Origin of the sequence: Blautia sp. 2227st1_G12_2227SCRN_220401, assembly GCF_039062885.1 — a bacterium.
GTDB classification, from domain to species: domain Bacteria; phylum Bacillota; class Clostridia; order Lachnospirales; family Lachnospiraceae; genus Blautia_A; species Blautia_A fusiformis.
The window spans coordinates 26,291-44,316 of the sequence record NZ_JBCLNI010000022.1; the positions used below are offsets into that span (position 1 = coordinate 26,291).

At 44.4% G+C, this 18,026-nt stretch carries 9 protein-coding genes and 1 pseudogene; all 10 read right to left on the reverse strand.

Annotated features, from left to right (window positions below):
- Nucleotides 1–40 precede the first annotated feature (40 nt).
- Nucleotides 41–1,621, reverse strand: a complete 1,581-nt coding sequence (locus tag ABCM67_RS11615) for a pilin N-terminal domain-containing protein (RefSeq protein WP_342992881.1) — start codon at nt 1,619–1,621, stop codon at nt 41–43.
- Entirely contained in the window at nt 1,611–2,528 is a 918-nt protein-coding gene (locus ABCM67_RS11620; RefSeq protein WP_302465576.1) for a class C sortase, read from the reverse strand. The genes ABCM67_RS11615 and ABCM67_RS11620 overlap by 11 nt, the downstream gene beginning before the upstream one ends.
- A 3-nt stretch (nt 2,529–2,531) precedes the next feature.
- Nucleotides 2,532–3,392 (reverse strand): class C sortase, encoded by an 861-nt coding sequence (locus ABCM67_RS11625; protein ID WP_227752307.1) that lies wholly within the window; start codon nt 3,390–3,392, stop codon nt 2,532–2,534.
- Between the two features lie 141 nt (nt 3,393–3,533).
- On the reverse strand, nt 3,534–4,931 hold the full coding sequence (locus ABCM67_RS11630) for a SpaA isopeptide-forming pilin-related protein (RefSeq protein ID WP_342992882.1): 1,398 nt from the start codon (nt 4,929–4,931) through the stop codon (nt 3,534–3,536).
- A gap of 68 nt (nt 4,932–4,999) precedes the next feature.
- Nucleotides 5,000–11,491, reverse strand: a complete 6,492-nt coding sequence (locus ABCM67_RS11635; RefSeq protein WP_342992883.1) for a SpaA isopeptide-forming pilin-related protein — start codon at nt 11,489–11,491, stop codon at nt 5,000–5,002.
- A 364-nt stretch (nt 11,492–11,855) separates the two neighbouring features.
- The gene (locus tag ABCM67_RS11640) at nt 11,856–12,746 is read right to left on the reverse strand and encodes a helix-turn-helix transcriptional regulator (protein ID WP_342992884.1); all 891 of its coding nucleotides are present in this window, start codon (nt 12,744–12,746) and stop codon (nt 11,856–11,858) included.
- Nucleotides 12,747–13,405: 659 nt separating this feature from the next.
- Entirely contained in the window at nt 13,406–14,299 is an 894-nt protein-coding gene (locus ABCM67_RS11645) for an Rpn family recombination-promoting nuclease/putative transposase (RefSeq protein WP_022427209.1), read from the reverse strand.
- Nucleotides 14,300–15,090: 791 nt separating this feature from the next.
- The gene (locus ABCM67_RS11650) at nt 15,091–16,383 is read right to left on the reverse strand and encodes a UDP-N-acetylglucosamine 1-carboxyvinyltransferase (RefSeq protein WP_092073580.1); all 1,293 of its coding nucleotides are present in this window, start codon (nt 16,381–16,383) and stop codon (nt 15,091–15,093) included.
- 199 nt (nt 16,384–16,582) lie between these two features.
- The gene (locus ABCM67_RS11655) at nt 16,583–17,095 is read right to left on the reverse strand and encodes a shikimate kinase (RefSeq protein WP_022426930.1); all 513 of its coding nucleotides are present in this window, start codon (nt 17,093–17,095) and stop codon (nt 16,583–16,585) included.
- 335 nt (nt 17,096–17,430) lie between these two features.
- Nucleotides 17,431–18,015, reverse strand: a pseudogene (locus tag ABCM67_RS11660) (flavin reductase family protein); the annotation flags it as partial.
- Nucleotides 18,016–18,026 lie beyond the last annotated feature (11 nt).

Below are 18,026 nucleotides of genomic sequence, written 5' to 3' on the forward strand. Positions count from 1 at the left end.
CCGGTTCTTCCATCGATCATCCTTCAGAATGATCCGTTATTTATTTTTTCTTCTTTCTCTTAACTCCATAAGCTGCACCACCGCCAACAATGATCGCTGCTGCAAGGATTCCAACCCATACGCCGATCGGTGTATCATCGCCGGTCTTTACAGAACGTCTTGCTGTACCGCTGGTATCGTTCGGAGCAGTTCCGCCCGCTGTACCATTATTCGGGATCGGAGTGATCCGATCATTTCCACCATGATTTGCTCCAGGTGTAGCAGTCGGAATCGGTGTCGGCTCGGAAGAAAGACTGTTAGTGATCTCCTTTGTTACAGTATATCGGTTATCATTATTCAGTGTAACCTCACCCTGACCGGTAACTGTATACTTAAAGGTATCATCATCAACCGGATTTCCATCCTTATCCGTCTCCAGAACAGTATAAGTAACACTGTTGATCTCCTGATCTGTTGGAAGATCCACCATTACCTGAACACTATCATTCTGTTTCAGAGTCACTACCTTCTCAAGCGTCAGCTCACCGTTACTTTCAGTGGAGAACAAACCTGCATAGAACGTATCATCCACAGTAGAAGCAACACCATCGATCATCACATTCTTCTTAATGTTGATATATCCGTTACGGCTGAATATATCGGAAATCTTTGTATAATAGTTATTTACATAAGCCGCTGCCTCAGTAGCACCACTATCTCCACCGATCACAACCTGATTGGACTTCTCTTCACTCTCACCATTCGGCTTCGTTACATTGTAGTAGTAAAGATTCTCATCATCCACCTTGATCTTCGTATTCTGCTGAAGAGGATTTCCATCCTCATCCAGCTCAAATACATAATAGGTGCCATCCGGAACATCCGTCCATGTAGCTGTACCACTGGAAGCATTCTGGATATGGATTTTCTGCATTTCTCCGTAAGGGGCATTTCCATCCGGATCAAGGTAAAGCCCAACATTATAAGTTACATCCTCTTTCGTTTCCAGAGGAATCACATTCCCGTTATCATCAACATTATAGATCCTCTTCGTAACCTGGATCTGTGTATGCTTCGGCGGATTACTTACAGACTTCGGATAAGCCTGTACATCGTACATCCAGCCCTGCTCCTGATCTGCAAAAGGAACGGAAATCAGCATCGGTGAAACCATAACACTGCTGTTTCCATCTGTCTGCACCACCAGGTACATACCCTCAGCCAGATCAGCGAAAGTCATATTCCCCTCTGCATCAGAGGACTTGGACATACCCCACACATCCACGCTTCCGCTGACGATCATAGCCGCCAGCTTCTCTGCCGCTTCATACCAGCCGTCAGCCGTCGTGATGGAATCAAAATCGATTGCTGCGGCAGCCAGTGCCTCATCCAACACGAAATGCACATTGCCATCAAAATTCACACTGCCAACCTTGTAGATCGTCAGCCCTACATCCGGCAGCGGAGTCTGGTTTCCCTCCTCATCCGCCTGCTGAACCGTCAACGTCAGATTACCTGTTTTTCCAGCTTCATAATCCCCGGCGAAAACCGGCTGCAAAACACTCGTGACCAGCATAGCCGTCAGCATCAGAACAGCCAGAAGGCTCCGGAATATTTTCCCTTGCTTTCTTCTATTTTTCATCGCTCTCTGCCTCCTCTTTCCTTTCTGAAAGCTGCTTCTTTTTCCGTTTTTTGTCCCTATGACGGACGATCAGATAAATCAGCAGGATCAGAACAACAAGCACTGCAGCGCCGCCGGCCAGAACCCTCTTCGGATCCACAACAGCAAGCTTCTGCGGTATCGTTTCGTCATTCTTTGTATCTTCCACCACATATTTCGTCCGCACTCCCCGGACAAGAAGCCTGTGGGTGTTAACTCCATAAGGGGTACACGTGATCAGAGTCACATGATCTTCACCCTCGATAATATCCAGGTCACTGGTCTCATCCGGAAGCACCGTCTTGATCTGATCCACCTTGTAGGCCAGATGCTTGCCAAGAATGTGCAGAATAAAAATATCTCCCTTTTCCATCTGATCCAGATCTGTAAAAAGCTTTGCGTTAGGAAGACCTCGATGCGCCGCCAGAACCGCATGGGTGCTCTTGCCTCCGATCGGAAGGCTGGTACCCTCCACATGACCGACACCCTTTTCCAGGACCGTTTTGCTCAGTCCATGATAGATCGCCAGTCTGGCTTTGATCTTCGGGATCTCGATACTCCCCATCAGACCATCACCGTTCGGATCCAGAACCCTGTCATAAGGATGACTCAGCTCATAAGTATCCTCTTCCTCAAAAGCATCTACAATGGCATTCACCGGATGCTCGGCATTATACTCCTTCGCCTCTTTCCACAGCCTGTCATAGTCGTTGTCCGAAAGCTCTGTTACCGCTTCCTCGTACTTACTGACCAGCTGGGCATTTCGATACTGGTTCCACATATCACTGATCGTAGGATAAAGGAACACTCCCGCTCCCGCCAGAAACACCAGGGCGATAAAAATGTTCAGGACAACATTACTCTTTTTCTTTTTTTTCTTTTTAGCCATAAATCATTTCCTGCGTCGTTTTTTGTTCTGAACAGAATTGATACCGGCAACCAGGATCACCGCGATCACAATTCCGATCACAACACAGAGAGCAAGCATCGGAAGCGTCGGATTGGTGATTCCGGTAACCTTCTTCTCTGTTTTCTGAACCGCCTTCGCAGCCTTCATCGGAACTCTGTGTCCCCTCACCAGAAGTCTGTGCGTATTCACCGCATAAGGCGTACACGTAACCAGCGTTACATAATCATCCCCATCCGTGATACCCAGAGACTCTGTCTGCTCCGGAAGAACGGTAAGAATCTGATCCACCTCGTAGGCAAGAGTCTTACCCAGCACATGCAGGTAAAAAACATCTCCCTCTTCCACAAGATTCAGATCTGTAAAAAGTTTCGCACTTGGAAGTCCTCTGTGTGCCGACAAAATACAATGGGTACTCTTGCCGCCAACCGGAAGACTGCTGCCGAACAAATGACCGGCGCCCTTCTCCAGAGACTCATCTGTCGTGTAATGATAGATTGGAATGCTCACATCGATCACAGGAATCTCCACATACCCCATCATTCCATCACCATTCAGGTTCAGAAGAGACTCATATGTACTGTCCGTCTGGCCATCCCTCACGGAAAAAGCATCCGGCACACTTTCCTGCTTGATCTGTTCGTTATACTCCTGAGCTGCCTTCCACATACTGTCAATCTTCTCCGAATTATCATCCGAAGAAACACTGCTGCTATAATTACTGATCAGCAGGCTGTCCCTGTACCGGTTCCAGGCATCACTGACCATTGGATACAGCAGTATGGACAACCCTATCAGAAACAGCAAACCAAGTCCAATATAATTTTTCTTCTTATTCTTTCTCATAGGTTTCTCCATACTGTTGTATTTACCACTCCCGGCCCCCGAAAGGGCCGGGCGGTAAAAGATTTACTACTTTATTTTAATACTTGCTTTGTCGTTGCTTATAAATAATTTTTGAATTGAATCGATCCGGCAATCAAACGATTACTCCTCAGATCCTTTTCTGCGGCTGATGAAGAAAGCACCAGCAGCGCCAGCCATAACTACAACACCGATGATAGTGAAGAGGTATGTTCCCATGCCACCTGTGGATGGAAGGGAGGAAAGTTTGGTATTGACAAAGTTACCTGCATCAACAGTTACTTCATCCGTCTCATCTGCTGTAATTGTAAATGCTTTATTCTCAGAATTTACTTTATAACCTGTCGGTGCTTTTGTCTCTTTGAATTCATAGCTGCCTTCATCAAGACCTGTAACTTTTAATGTACCGTTTGTTGCTACTAATGTAGTTGTAGCATTCTGTTCTTCATCCAGAGCAACCTTGTACTCACCATTTGTTACTTTCACAACACTAATTGGTGTTTTTGTTGCCTCAGCACCTTCTTTTTCAGCAGGAGTTACCTTTAATAACTGGAACTCTGCGCCATTCAGTGTAGTTCCTTTTGTATCAACTTTCTTTAAAGTAACATTTCCCATAAAACCATTTACTCTACTCGGAGTATACTCAACAGTCTCTGCACTTGCTGTAGCACAGTTGTTATATGTGTGATCATTTTCTACTATAGCACTATATTTTACTTCAATTGTTGCACCAGCTTCTGTAGTTGAAATAAAATCACTTAAATCTACAGTATATGTTACAGTTCCATCTTCATTAGAAACAGCAGTTGCTTTTGATTTATCTACAGTTACAGGGTTTCCAGCAATTTTAACACTATCAAGAACAAAGGTGTCTGCCTTCAGACCTGTTGAAGTATCTATTACTTTGAAAGTTGTTAAATTCTCATTAGCAGCATTTGTTTTTGGTGCCATCTGTGTAGTTACTGTAAAGTTTACACGCTGTCCTCTGTGAACAAACTTATCCCCTGTCTCTTTTGTAACCTTATATTCTGACATTTTAGCAACTACATCAGCTGATTCACTAGCCATATAAGTATCATTATCTTTGTAAGTATTTGCTACCATAAGACTATAAGTACCTTTGGTATCAAATGCACGAATAACATATGCACCGATTGGAAGTCCAGAAAATACATGACTTGTTCCATGTTCTGTTGCTGTAAAATCTACAATTTGCTGTGCATCTGCTGCATTTCTTAATCCATCAGAATCAGTAATCTGGAATGCACCGGTGGCAGCATCTTCTGAGACATAAGGATCAGCCCAATCAACGACCTTCCATGTCTGATTTCCACCCGTCACATCAAGATAAATAATATTATACACTTTCAATGTAGTATCTACATCAGCTGCTAAATTTTTAACGGTAATAGCATTTGTGTATTCATTTTCTACCTTGGCTGCAAATACCGCTGTGCACATAGACAGTACCATAACCGCTGCCACTAATAATGCACCAATCTTTTTAAATAAATTTTTCATAAGGTTTGCTCCTTTCTTTCTCTGCATTTTTCTTTTTCGCCCTTCATCGGCCATTTACAATTAATGTGTTACGATCTCTTTGCTTCTTCCTCCCTTCGTTTATTATTTATAAACAACAGGAGTGCAGTTGCAAGAATCGCTACACCACTGATTGTAAATCCATAGGTTCCCGGACCACCGGATTCTGGTAAGGAATAAAGTTTAGCATTGGTAAGCTGGTAAATCTTTTCATTACCATTTGGACTAACAGTATCCTCACCATGTGTTACCGTTATATTTCTGTCGCTTCCTACTATGATTTTCCATGGTTTTGCAGATAACTGATATCCAGCTGGTGCTTTTCTTTCAACCAATACATAATTTCCAATTGGAAGGTTCTCTATAGAAACCTTTCCATTTCTGCCAGATTCATACTGCTTAATCGGATCACCTGTTTGTTCTCCATCCGTATTAGCTTTATATAAATCAAATTCAGCACCTGACAACTTCTTTGTATTGGTCTCAGCATCAACTTTCTCAAAATCAATATTCACAACTGTTTTTTTATTAGTGAATTCGGCAATTCCAACTCGTCCGTCTGTTGTATTTCCATTCTGTGGAACCTTATTTTGCTTTTTGTCTGTTCCCATAGTGAATGTAATACCATTTGACAAATCTTCAGCAATTGCACTGTCACAATTGGTTCCTTCACCTGTTACAATACTCTGTAATTCATAACTAGTGTTGTCTGAAGACTCTTTAACTACATAATCACCTCGGGACAGTTCACTTAATTTCTTATTATCAAGTTCAAGTTTTGCGTTGGCTTCACCTACAAGCTCAAATACTGCAGTTGCTTCATTTCCGCCTTTTGCAATCTTTGCAGTTGCAGTTGCAACATCTCCATTTTTGTCTGTAATTGTGAATCTAAATGTTTCTTCCTTCTCAGCTTGTGCATCCAGTTTTTTAACGATCTGCAATTCACCAGCAATCACCTTCACAGTATAAGTGCCTGTTGATGCTACACTTGAATCAACACTAATTCCACCCTTTGGTTGTTCAACTAAATCAGGTTTTGGAGCATTTTCAGCTGTATATACTTCTTCATCCGGCTCCTTAATCTTAGCTAGTTTTTGTTTTCTTACTTCTTTTGAATATGGATGATAAGTAACCGTTAACTGATACTCCTCCACCTTTTCTCCAACTGAATTAGCAAGGTGCTCATCAGCATTTCCCCTAACTATTTTATAAGTATAAGTGAAATATCCTACTGCATCCTTAGAACCAGGATATATATACTGATATCGTCCTTCACTGCCAATGGTTAACTCTTTATCCGTATTTAATTTCTTAATATCAGCATCTTCCAAATCAGGTAATTTAACACTATTCTTACCAGCATCCATAGGCTCCACAGCCGTTAAAGTTTCCTTTTTATTGAGCTGTACAACTTTTATCGTTTCAGCAAGTTCATTTCCAAAATTCTTTGCCGTTATTGGATCACCTTTGAATACTGTTATTTTTTTACTGCCGATATTTAAATTAAGAAGCTTAACATTAACAGATGGTTGCTCAAACTCTTTAATACCACCGCCATTCAGATAAATACCTGAATCTGCACCATTAGTAGGAATCATGTTTCCACCAATGAAGTCGTCTTTCGCCTGAATCCGGAAACTTGCATTCCAACCTTTGTCATTCTCGTTCTCTGTGGCTGCATTTCCAATTCTGGCCGCCTGTTCTTTCCAGGTAATTTTAGTTGTACCGTCACCCCGTTCAACAATCGTAACTTTTCCCACTACCGAACCTGTAGTACTATCTGTCCAGATAATTTCCTTCGATCCGTCGTTATTGGTTTTAATTTTTCCTGTTCCCAGCCTACTGTTAGTTGCCAAATCATTTAACCCATCATCCGTAAGCTTAAATCTTGCATCAATCACATCTACGATTTCTTTAGGCTGCACTGTAAACAAATCACCAATACTACCAGCAATAACATTAAATGTGTTTACTAAGTCGTTTAGACCACTAGTATCATACGCATACTTCTTAGTACCATCGCTAGATTTAGTTGCTATATATTGGCTCAGAAATTCGCTTCCGGTTATTGATTTATGACGGTAGTATTCGTATTTGTATCCGTGTCCGCTGTTACTTGATGTAGAAGAATGTCCTAATTTCCAGTTAAAACTACCCGCATCATTAAGCCCAACACCAACCGTATACAAAGTTGCCTGTTCTTTTATAGAATTCGCATTATTAACTGCATTATTGGCAACCATACAATTCCAGTTATCATTATTATTATGTCCTGGCAAACCATCTGTCATAAACACTACATACTTATTTTTTTCGTGCTTTGCACTTGATAACTGATTTCTAGCAGTCGCCAATGCAACTCCCATTGGTGTTCCACCGGAAGCATCCTTGTTATCAATTGTACGCTTTAAACTTGACACATCTTCATTGTTGTTTAATTGCTTAAATTTCGAATTCGTTATTGAAGTATTACCTCCCTCACTTCCACTATACCAGATTATTGCTATTTCACTCTCCGGTGATTTAGACTTTAAGGTATCTATAAAAGTGTTCGCTGCATTTTGTAATGCTACAAGCTTGCTAGTATTAGTATTAGCTATGCTATCATTCATAGAATCACTAGCATCCAATACCATTACTACACTCGCACCTTGTGCCTCCACATCTCCTTCGCGTCCAGTTGTTTCTGCATTCAGATTAATCTTATAAATTCTATTCTCATAATCAACAACTTTGGCTGTTTTGCTACTGGTAAGATTATTTTCGGCTTCTTCCTTCTCAGTGTAGTTAATGATCTGTTTGTTCTCAATTTCATTCGTACCATCTGCTTTATAAAGCTTAGCAGTTGCCTTATTATTTTCAACTGATACTTTTACTTTATAACTCTCTGTAGATTTAACATAGCCAGACGGTGCCTCTGTTTCTGTCAATGTATAAGTTCCGACTGAAAGATTTTCAAACTTCAAAAGACCATTTTCATCAGATGTTACATTATACGTTTTCGCTGAATCACCATCCAATGTAAGAGTAAATTTTGCTCCAGGTAATGACTGATTGCTTGTATTTACCTTTGTAATTTCGAGACTGGCTACATTGTTGCGTGTATTAGTAACCGTTACCTTCGCATCACTACCTAACTCAATTTTTCCTGATGCTTTATCAGTTGTATTAACATCCTCTGCCGCCTCAATACTGTACTCAGGATTTCCATAATCCGTTGGATTAAGATTGATCTCGTTAACCTCAAAGCTTGTTCCAGCTAAAATTTGTTCAAGAACTACTGTGTATCCTGCAGGAACTGAAGAAACAACACCATTAACTGCACTTCCACACACAGTCTTATTTTTTGCCTTCTTTAATGGTCCATTTTCACTTGTATAATAATTTCCTTCAGAATCTTGCAGATAATAATTTCCTGTATACTTCTGACCATTCAACTTTATCTCAAAATCAAATTTATCATTTACAGGAATATCCCCTTTAATCTTTTTGGTAATACACAGCTTACGACTATTTTTCTCACTACACTTGTTAGTAAAAATTACCCATGGTCTACTGCCAACTGTAGCTTCGTTAGAAATAACATTTCCATCCTGACTTGTTGTCACTTCATCATTGATGAAAACCTTATCATATTCGTTCTTTGATACACCAAGTTCTTTAATCCTATATTTCGTATTTGCCTTAAGTCCAGAAAAAGTTGCGTACTGACCAGGTTTCAATGTAAATACCTTATCCTCACTGAATTCAACTTTTCTACCATCGTCTAAAATACCATTAGGAGTTGATGGAACATAATTTTCTTTTTCATCCTTAACAAGTAACTGAAATTTAAACTTTACATCTGCATACTTCTCTTTATCTGTATTACTCAACTGTTTCTGAACCTTAACAGACCCATCCGGAACTGTTGGAAGATTGAACTTAAGCTTACAGTTGGAATCACCCTTACCTCTTTCGAGATAATAGAAATTAATTGTATGCACTGTGTAATCTTTGAAAATATCCTTTCTGCTAACAAAATCTCCTTCTTTTTCTGCTCCTGCCTCTTTAAATAAATTTTTTAAAGTATAATTGTTACTACCAACTTTAACTGTACCCTCAGCAAAATCAATAGAACCAGACACTGAATTATGAATACCACCAATATCCAACACCAAAACGCCATCGATGTAAACCCATACATCATCATCTCCAGAAAACTCAAATACCATATTATTACCATTAATTTTTCCGTCTTTTGGCTGAATGAATTTAGCTGACATTGTCATACCAAAATGGAAATCTGGAGATTTTTCTGAAATTTGAGGAATACCCCAGTATTTTTGATCACCTAATGTATTGAATGGAAAGAAACTTCCATGTTTCGAACCTTGTTGTAGGTCTATTGGATCTTTACTACTTCCTGGTACCTTATATACAGTAAACTCTTTTGTATTTTTATTAAACTGTGCAAAATTTTTAGTACTATCATATTCATAGTAACCATCTGCATCTTGTTTAAATAAGTAATTTGCATCAGAATAAAACTCCTTGCCCGTACCTTCCTTCGTTGAGAATAAATACGAACTACTCTCTTTTTTACCCTTATCTACTATCGGATATGAATCTTCTCCCAATCTCTTTTGCATAATGCCAAGAGAGAGATCAGATGGCCCTCTATACTTATTATAATCCTCGTTTCCTCCATCACTTCCATTACTAAACTTCAAAGAATGACCTTCATTTATTCCAGCAGTATCGTAATTAAACATATTGATAGTAATACCTCTTTTAGCACTATCAACAGTTTCCTCCACACCATAACTACTAGTTGTCTGTACAGAAGTGAAATCATCTGCCAACCATACAACTGAGAAAGTAGAAAAACTCTCTGTTTCAAAGTTTGCACTTTCAATCTCTCCATTGTCGGTTGTACTTACTTCAGCCTGTCCATCGTTGCTCATATTAACAACTTCTGTGACATTACCATTTGCATCCTCCACAAAATGTACCAGAGATACATTCATGTTTTCCTGTGCTGTATCTGTTTCAGCTACATCTTCTGGGATTTCTGCTTCTTTGTAGGCTATAGATACCCTGACACTTCCGTTCTGCGCTTCGATCTTAGTTCCATCGTCATTCAGAAAACTAATATCGTATGCAAGAAAACCTGCTACTGTATAACTCTCATTTTCTGCACCCTCGTGAAGCTGTTTCTCGATATCTGCATACTGGTCAGAACCTTTCTCGATCGGAGTCACAACAAACTGTGCACCTTCCGGAATAACGCCCTTCGCTGCTGTTGCAGTTACAACTACATTACCAACTTCCTGGGAATAAGAAACTTCTTCGCTTTCCAGAACATCCTCAGGCTCTTCTGCCTCATCACTGCTGTCAACAACCTGTGCCATATCACTTCTTATGTAAGCCTCGGTTCCTTCCCAGGAAACCTTGTACCAGGTTGCTCCGTCCTCTGCTGTTACGGTATCCAGAAGTGTGAACTGTGTTCCTGCGTTTACAGTTGCCAGAACCTCTGCCTCGATAGATGGGCTGACGCGAAGATTCGTATCGTCTCCCAGAACCTCGATCAGGCTTGTCTCACCATTCTCATCTGCTGCCGGAACCTCCTCCGGGCTCGCAATATCCTCTGCCGGTTCTTCCACCACATCCGGATCCTCTGCCGGCGCTTCGGTAGGTTCAGCATCCGGATTCTCTGCTGCCGGTGTCTCAGCTGCATCCTGCTCAGGCTCGTCCGAAATATCCATTCCGTCCGTAAGCTCCTCTGATGCGATAGACGCCTCGTCCTCATTACCGGAAACAGCTTCCGCCTCGACATCTGCTGTCTCAGGAGAATCCCACATAACGGCAAAAACAGCTGCGTTGCCAGTCTCAACCTGAAGTGTCTGGATCTGTTTGCCCTCGTTGACATTCAGAACCTTCAGATCCTCGTTGGCCTGTAAGGTGTTAACATCAGTATCACCGGTACTGCTGTTATAATGAAGCTTCTCAACGGTTACACTCGTGCTGGCTGCATCGGTAAGCTCCGGTGCTGCCGGTGTCTTGTACTCAAAAGTTACTCTGACTCTGCCGTTCGGCTCGACTCTGTTTCCGTCGCCATCAGCAAAATACACATCATACGCAAAAAAACCTCTCAGGCTGCTGCCCTTGTCTGTAGCTGCTGCTGAAAGCTTCTGAGAAACTGTATCATAAGATACGGATGAATTCTCGTTTACGCCGTCAGCCTTCAATGCTGTATTCTGCGGAAGAGCTCCGTCCTCCAGTGCCTCTGCTGTTACTTTAACAGAATCATTTTCATATGTAAGCGTCGATTGCTGCGCCTGTTCCGTTTCCTCCTGGTCAGCGCTGCTTACATCCGGTGTCGATTCTTCGGCCGCTGGTTCAGATGTAATTTCGCCATCTGTAAATATATCCTCCGTTCCATCTCCGAACGCCTCACTCGCGGAGATTGTATATGCACTTGGCATACAGGATACCATCAACGCCAAAGCCACCATAAATGCCAGGAGTTTTCTGATCTTATTATTCCTTAATTTTTTCATACCTTTCCCGCTTTCCTATGTGTGCATTAACGTGTACTGTATTTCTTATTACTTTACTTCTGTTTATATTCCTTTCTCTTAAAAAAGCTTCATGTTTTTAGCCGGTGAGTAAACAGGTTACACCTTTTCAATATTTTACCCTTATGTGATTGTAATATCAATATACCAGGCATTTTTGGTAAGGATATTGACATTATCAGATGCTATCGAAAATCAGTCTTCAACTCCTCCTTCTTAACTTACTCGTTTACTGGTTCTTTTCGCCTGATTTCTCCGATAAAATCTGACTATTCGTGATATTTATTATACAACACTACCAGTTGTTTTGTAAGGCCCGTTTTTTCAAAAAAAAGTGCCTCTGTCACTATTTTAACATGAATTTTTTCAGCTCATCCCGCTTCTTGACATTCAGCTTGCAAAAGATATCCGTAAGGTAATGCTTGACAGTATTAATGGAAATCCCCAGATGCTCTCCGATCTCCTTATTGGTCCATCCCCCACTTGCCAGCATGGCAATAGAAAACTCCATCGTCGACAGCTCCCCCGTAACCTTTCTCCGGTTTTCCGGATTATGAAGCGCCATCCAGCCCCTGCTGAAAGAAATCACACCCTCCGTGATCCGCTGATACGCCTCCGGATCCCGGTTCCGGATACAAGCCTCGATCAGCCCCCGCAAAAGCCCATGATGCTCAATAAAAGGCTCCAGAAACCCATCCATCTTCGCCAGCTCCCAGCTCCGGAGCATCTCCTCCTGCGCCTCCTGCTTATGCTTTCGGTTGATCGCACACACCGCCATCATACAATGGATATACGTCATACTGATCGGATACGGCCTCTCCGCCATAAACAAAGCAGCCTTACCCATCCCATAAGCACTCCATATCTCCCCGTTAAGATAAGTATGGTGAGCCATCACATACGTGGCAAAAAGCCTCAGCCCCTCAGGAAGCATCCTGCTGTACTCCCCAAAAGCAGGCATCCCATCCGTAGGCAGATGAAGCAAAACCGCCCCCACATACCCCGCCAGAAGACAGGACGCATAAACATCCGCAGGAACCTTTTTCTTCATAGCCAGCTTCAAACAGGACTGGATTCCCTCCATCCCCCGCTTAGCCGCCGCCACATTCCCCAGCGTCAGATTAGAATACCCATACAAAATACACGCCGAAAGCCGCAGCTCAATAACCCTGCTGGACAGATACCCCCTCGTGATCTCACAACACTCCTCAGCCCGCGCAATATTCCTCAAATCCACATCCACAAACCCCTCAACAACCTCCCGAGCCCTCCCAGGCTCAAAAGACGAATTCAAAAGCGGCAAAACCATATAATCACACAAACAACCCACTCCCCTTCCAAAACCCAGGCAGCCCCCAAAAAGACCACCCTCAAAACCAGACCAACAAACCTCCGAAGCCCTTCACCCAAGCCACATCAACACACATCCGAAGCCCATCACACAACCCTCATCAACACACATCCGAAGCTCTTCTCTCAAGTCACATCAGCGTACATCCGAAGCTCTTCTCTCAAGCCACATCAGCACACATCCGAAGCTCTTCTCTCAAGTCCCACAAAACAGTCACCAAAACTCCGGATATCAATCAACCAGTCAATCAGTCAACCTCAACCAATCAGGCCAACCATCTTTTTCCATAATTATAATCCAAAATACTCCAAAAATAAATTTAAATATTACACAAAAACACCACACCCTATCCAAAACAGCCTCTATCCCCAATCCCCTCACGACAAACCGCAAAAAAACTCACCCCACCCACATCCAGCGCAGCGCCGATGCCACACCCCGCTGGTAGACTGTCTGTCTGTCCGTTCGTCCCTCCCTCCATTCATCCCACAAAAAAAGAGCCCCCAGGCCCAAACACCCGGGAACTCTCCCAAAACCAAACAACATCATCTCCCCCTCCGCAGCTTCCTCAGCTCCCTCTCCAACCGATCCGCTCGCGCCTTCTCCCTCAACGTATTCACCCTCTCTTCACTCCGCCCCTGTTCAATCCCTTGAGTGATTCCCTGGCTGATTCCTTGGCTAATTCCCTGTTCAATCCCTTGGGCGATTCCTTGACTAATCCCCTGTTCAATCCCCTTATTAATCCACATCTGCTCAATCTCAAAACTCTTCATATACGCCACCGTAACCTTTCCATCCTCTTTAACAACCCTGACCATCTCCAGCAACTCCCTCAAAACATCATTTACCGCATTCACCTCCCTGGTATCCTCCAAAAAATGAAGCAGCGCCACCAGCTCCTCAGGCACACCCGCACCATCCCCCTTCGTATTCAAAAAAACCGTCCTCAGCCCATCATCATACTCCATCTCCGGAATCTCCTCACACATATTCCGGATCGTATACACCATCCTACCCCGATCAAACGGATCATACGAACAGACAAAAATAACAAAAACCCTCTTAAGCTTCCCGAAACCCTCACCCTTCTTCAAACACCGGCTATCAATGATCGCATGGTAAAACCGCACCCGCTTCGGCAGATCCTTCAGACTCACAACATCACCATTATTATCCGGCTCAATATCAAAAACAGAAGGATCCGCCAAAACATCCATCAGCTCCTCCTCAGCCAGAACATCAAGCCGCGCCCCGCGAAAACCCTCATCCCGGCCACCAAAAGCCCTCTGCGCAACAACCTGCAGCCTCCCGATCTCACGCCCCAGCACCACCTGCAGCAGCAACCTGCAAAACCTCTCACCAATACCAGGAAACGTCATCACCGCGTTAAACAAAAAATCATCCAGAAGATTCATATCCTCAAGCCGCTTCCTCTGCATAAGACTCCTCCTTTCACTATGATGGCAAAAGAAAAAACCTCACACAACCAACCGGCTCCTCCCCGCCATATTTATACAACCAACCATATGGGGATCAGATAGCCGAACGGCCCAGAATGTTCCCAGATATGTACCTTCAGTATAACCACCCCACCAGCAAAAGTCAACAAAAACCCTTCGACAAAAACCGCCAAAACCTCATTCCACTGCATCCACCACAACGCCGATGCCACACTCCCCCCACAACGCATCCACCACAGCGCCGATGCCCCTCCCCTCCCGGCACACCACAAGGAAACTCAGCCCCTGCAGCCATCCAGCGCAGCGCTGATGGCCCACCACCTCCCGGCAAACCACCACACCTCACACCCCCAAAAACAGAACGGACAGTCTGCCAGCGGGGCGGCTGCATGGTCGGGACCCGGTGCGTCGGAGTAAGCCGCTGGTCATACTTGGCGCCTGAGGCACCTGGCGGGAAGGTACTCTGCGGCCACAAGCCGCAGAGTAAGCCCCATCTGTCTGAGCCAGGTACGCATCAGCGTACATGGCGAGTTATGGGGCGCCCTGCACGACAGGCGCCTCAGACGCCTAGTATGACCCGGCGAAACGACCGCACCAGGCACGACCATGCAGCCGCCCCGCTGGCAGACTGTCCGTTCGTCCCTCCATTCATCCCTCCCTCCCCCACACAAAAAAAGAGCCCCCAGGTCCAAACACCCAGGGACTCTCCCAAAACTCAAATATCCAATTATCATCAATCGTTACCAGTCATTACCAGTTGTCACCAACCATCACCCAACGCGCAGCCGAAACTTCTGAATCTCCTTCTCACTGGAAACCCTCTCAATCTCAGCCCCAAGACTCCTGAGCTTCTCCTCAAAATTCTCATACCCACGCTGGATATAAACAATATCATCAACAACCGTAACACCCTCAGCAGCCAACCCCGCAATAACAAGCGCAGCCCCCGCACGAAGATCCGGCGCACTCACACGCGCCCCCGTAAGCTTCCTCACACCATCAATAATAGCAGAGTTCCCCTCCACCTTAATATTGGCACCCATCCGGGAAAGCTCATCCGCATACTTAAACCGATTCTCAAAAATACTCTCAGTAACAATACTCGTACCCTCAGCCAAAGCCAAAGTAACCGCGATCTGCGGCTGCATATCCGTAGGATAACCAGGATAAGGCAACGTCTTCACATGCGTACGATGAAGCACATGCGGCGCACGGACACGAACCGCATCATCAAACTCCTCAACCTCACACCCGATCTCCTCAAGCTTAGCAGTAGTAGCCTCAAGATGCTTAGGAATAACATTACGAACAGTAACATCACCACGAGTAGCCGCAGCAGCAAACATAAACGTACCAGCCTCGATCTGGTCCGGAATGATCGAATACTCCGTACGATGAAGCGTCTCAACACCACGGATACGGATCACATCCGTACCGGCACCCTTGATATTCGCCCCCATACTGTTCAGGAAATTCGCCACATCAACAACATGCGGCTCCCTCGCAGCATTCTCAATGATCGTACGGCCAGTCGCCATAGAAGCAGCCATCATAATATTAATAGTAGCACCAACAGAAACCACATCCAGGAAAATATGGCTACCATGCAGATTCTCCGCCTTGGCAACAATAGCACCATGACAGATATCAACATCCGCACCAAGAGCACGGAAACCCTTCAGATGCTGGTCGATCGGCCTGCTGCCGATATTACATCCACCCGGAAGCGGAACCTCCGCATGCTTATACTTACCAAGCAAAGCACCCAGAAGATAATAAGAAGCACGGATCTTCTTGATAAACTCATAATCCACGCTGAGATTGCCGATAGTAGAACCGTTGATCTTTACAGTAGACTTATCAATACGCTCAACCTGAGCCCCGATCTCGGAGATCGCCTCAAGCAGAACATTGATGTCCCTAACATCTGGCAGATTCTCGATCAATATAGTTTCATCAGTCATAATGGCTGCTGACAATATCGCAAGCGCCGCATTCTTCGCACCCGCAATATCCACTTCTCCAACCAGAGGATTGCCGCCTTTAATCACATACTGTTCCATAACACACCTCTATTATTTACTCCTCTATGAGCAGAAACTTTCTCTGAATTTACTGCAGGAACAAACGTTCCGCAATACCGTTTTTTAGGTCAGTTGTATATTATAACACATATTTCAGATTTGTAAACAATTTATGACGAAAACCTGTCACAACCCATGACCCGAAACACTCCAGCAAACCGTTTCCACAAGCCAACAGTTACGCCTTATCTCCCCTGTTCTTCAGTGCCTCAAGCACAACCTGGAGACTCCCCTCCAGATCCTTATCCTCTTCATCCACCACAATGTCCGCATATTTCTCATACAAAGGAACACGCTCATCATAAAGACTCGCCAGCGTCTGCCCCTCCTTGAGCACAACACCACGCCCCTTAAGATTACCAAGACGCCTGGAAAGAAGCTCCAGCGAGATCTTAAGATACACCACAACACCCTCAGACTTCAGATGCTGCATAGCCTCATCGCAGTAAACCACACTTCCACCGGTAGCGATCACCGTATTCTCCACCTGGATCGAAGCATTCACACGATTCTCGATCGCCTTGAAGCCCTCCGTACCCTCATCTGCAATAATCTTACTCAAAGTCCTCTTCTCCGCCTTCTGGATCAGAAGATCTGAGTCAATAAACTGGTACCCAAGTACCTTCGCAAGTACGACACCGATGCTGCTCTTCCCCGCACCAGGCATTCCTATCAGTGTAATATTATTCATACTGTATCCTTTCATTTTAGCATAACAGCTGCCAAACCTCAACAAACGTTACGGCTCCGCAGAACCTACCGTTTCTCTCTCCCTGCCTTCCCCGACGTCTTTAATTTCCCTGACATCCCTGGCTTTCCTGACATCTTCAACTTCCCTGACATCCCTGGCTTTCCCGACGTCTTCAACTTCCCTGACATCCCTGGCTTTCCTGACATCTTCAACTTCCCTGACATCCCTGGCTTCCCCGACGTCTTCAACTTCCCTGACATCCCTGGCTTTCCTGACGTCTTCAACTTCCCCGCCATCTCTGCCATCTCTGATTCCCTGTCTGCTTCCCTGTCTGATTTCTTATCCAACTTCTTCTGCTGCTTCTTCTTTACGCTGTAGCCGAAGGTTCCCACCTTCCGGCCACCCGCCAGATACTCCCCATGGGAATAAACCAGAAGACCCGCATCATTAAGACGAAACCTGTTGTTTTTATCCATATAAGCTTCATCCGCATGGACCGCAAGCACATCCGCAAGAAACATATCATGAGACCCCAGCTCCTTCACCTCACGCACCCTGCACTCGATTGAAACCGGAGCCTCCCCGATCATCGGTGCAGAAACAAACTGCGCTTTCTCTTTCGTAAGGTTCAGCTTCCGGAACTTGTCCACATCACGTCCCGAACGGACCCCGCAGAAATCCGTTGCAAACGCCAGCTTCTCCGTTGTCAGATTGATCACAAATTCACCCGTTTTCCGGATCATATCATAGGAATAACGGGAAGGTCGGACAGAAATATAAGCCATCGCCGGATTGGTACACACCGTACCCGTCCACGCAACCGTTATGATATTATCATGCCCCTCACCATCGGTAACACTCACCATTACAGCCGGCAGCGGATAGATCATGTTCCCCGGCTTCCATAACTGTTTCGCCATTTTCCGTCACC

Excerpts from the sequence above, each read along its gene's own strand:
- ABCM67_RS11615 (WP_342992881.1), bottom strand. The coding sequence starts at position 1,621 with ATGAAAAATAGAAGAAAGCAAGGGAAAATATTCCGGAGCCTTCTGGCT.
- ABCM67_RS11620 (WP_302465576.1), bottom strand. The coding sequence starts at position 2,528 with ATGGCTAAAAAGAAAAAAAAGAAAAAGAGTAATGTTGTCCTGAACATT.
- ABCM67_RS11625 (WP_227752307.1), bottom strand. The coding sequence starts at position 3,392 with ATGAGAAAGAATAAGAAGAAAAATTATATTGGACTTGGTTTGCTGTTT.
- ABCM67_RS11630 (WP_342992882.1), bottom strand. The coding sequence starts at position 4,931 with ATGAAAAATTTATTTAAAAAGATTGGTGCATTATTAGTGGCAGCGGTT.
- ABCM67_RS11635 (WP_342992883.1), bottom strand. The coding sequence starts at position 11,491 with ATGAAAAAATTAAGGAATAATAAGATCAGAAAACTCCTGGCATTTATG.
- ABCM67_RS11645 (WP_022427209.1), bottom strand. The coding sequence starts at position 14,299 with ATGCAGAGGAAGCGGCTTGAGGATATGAATCTTCTGGATGATTTTTTG.
- ABCM67_RS11650 (WP_092073580.1), bottom strand. The coding sequence starts at position 16,383 with ATGGAACAGTATGTGATTAAAGGCGGCAATCCTCTGGTTGGAGAAGTG.
- ABCM67_RS11655 (WP_022426930.1), bottom strand. The coding sequence starts at position 17,095 with ATGAATAATATTACACTGATAGGAATGCCTGGTGCGGGGAAGAGCAGC.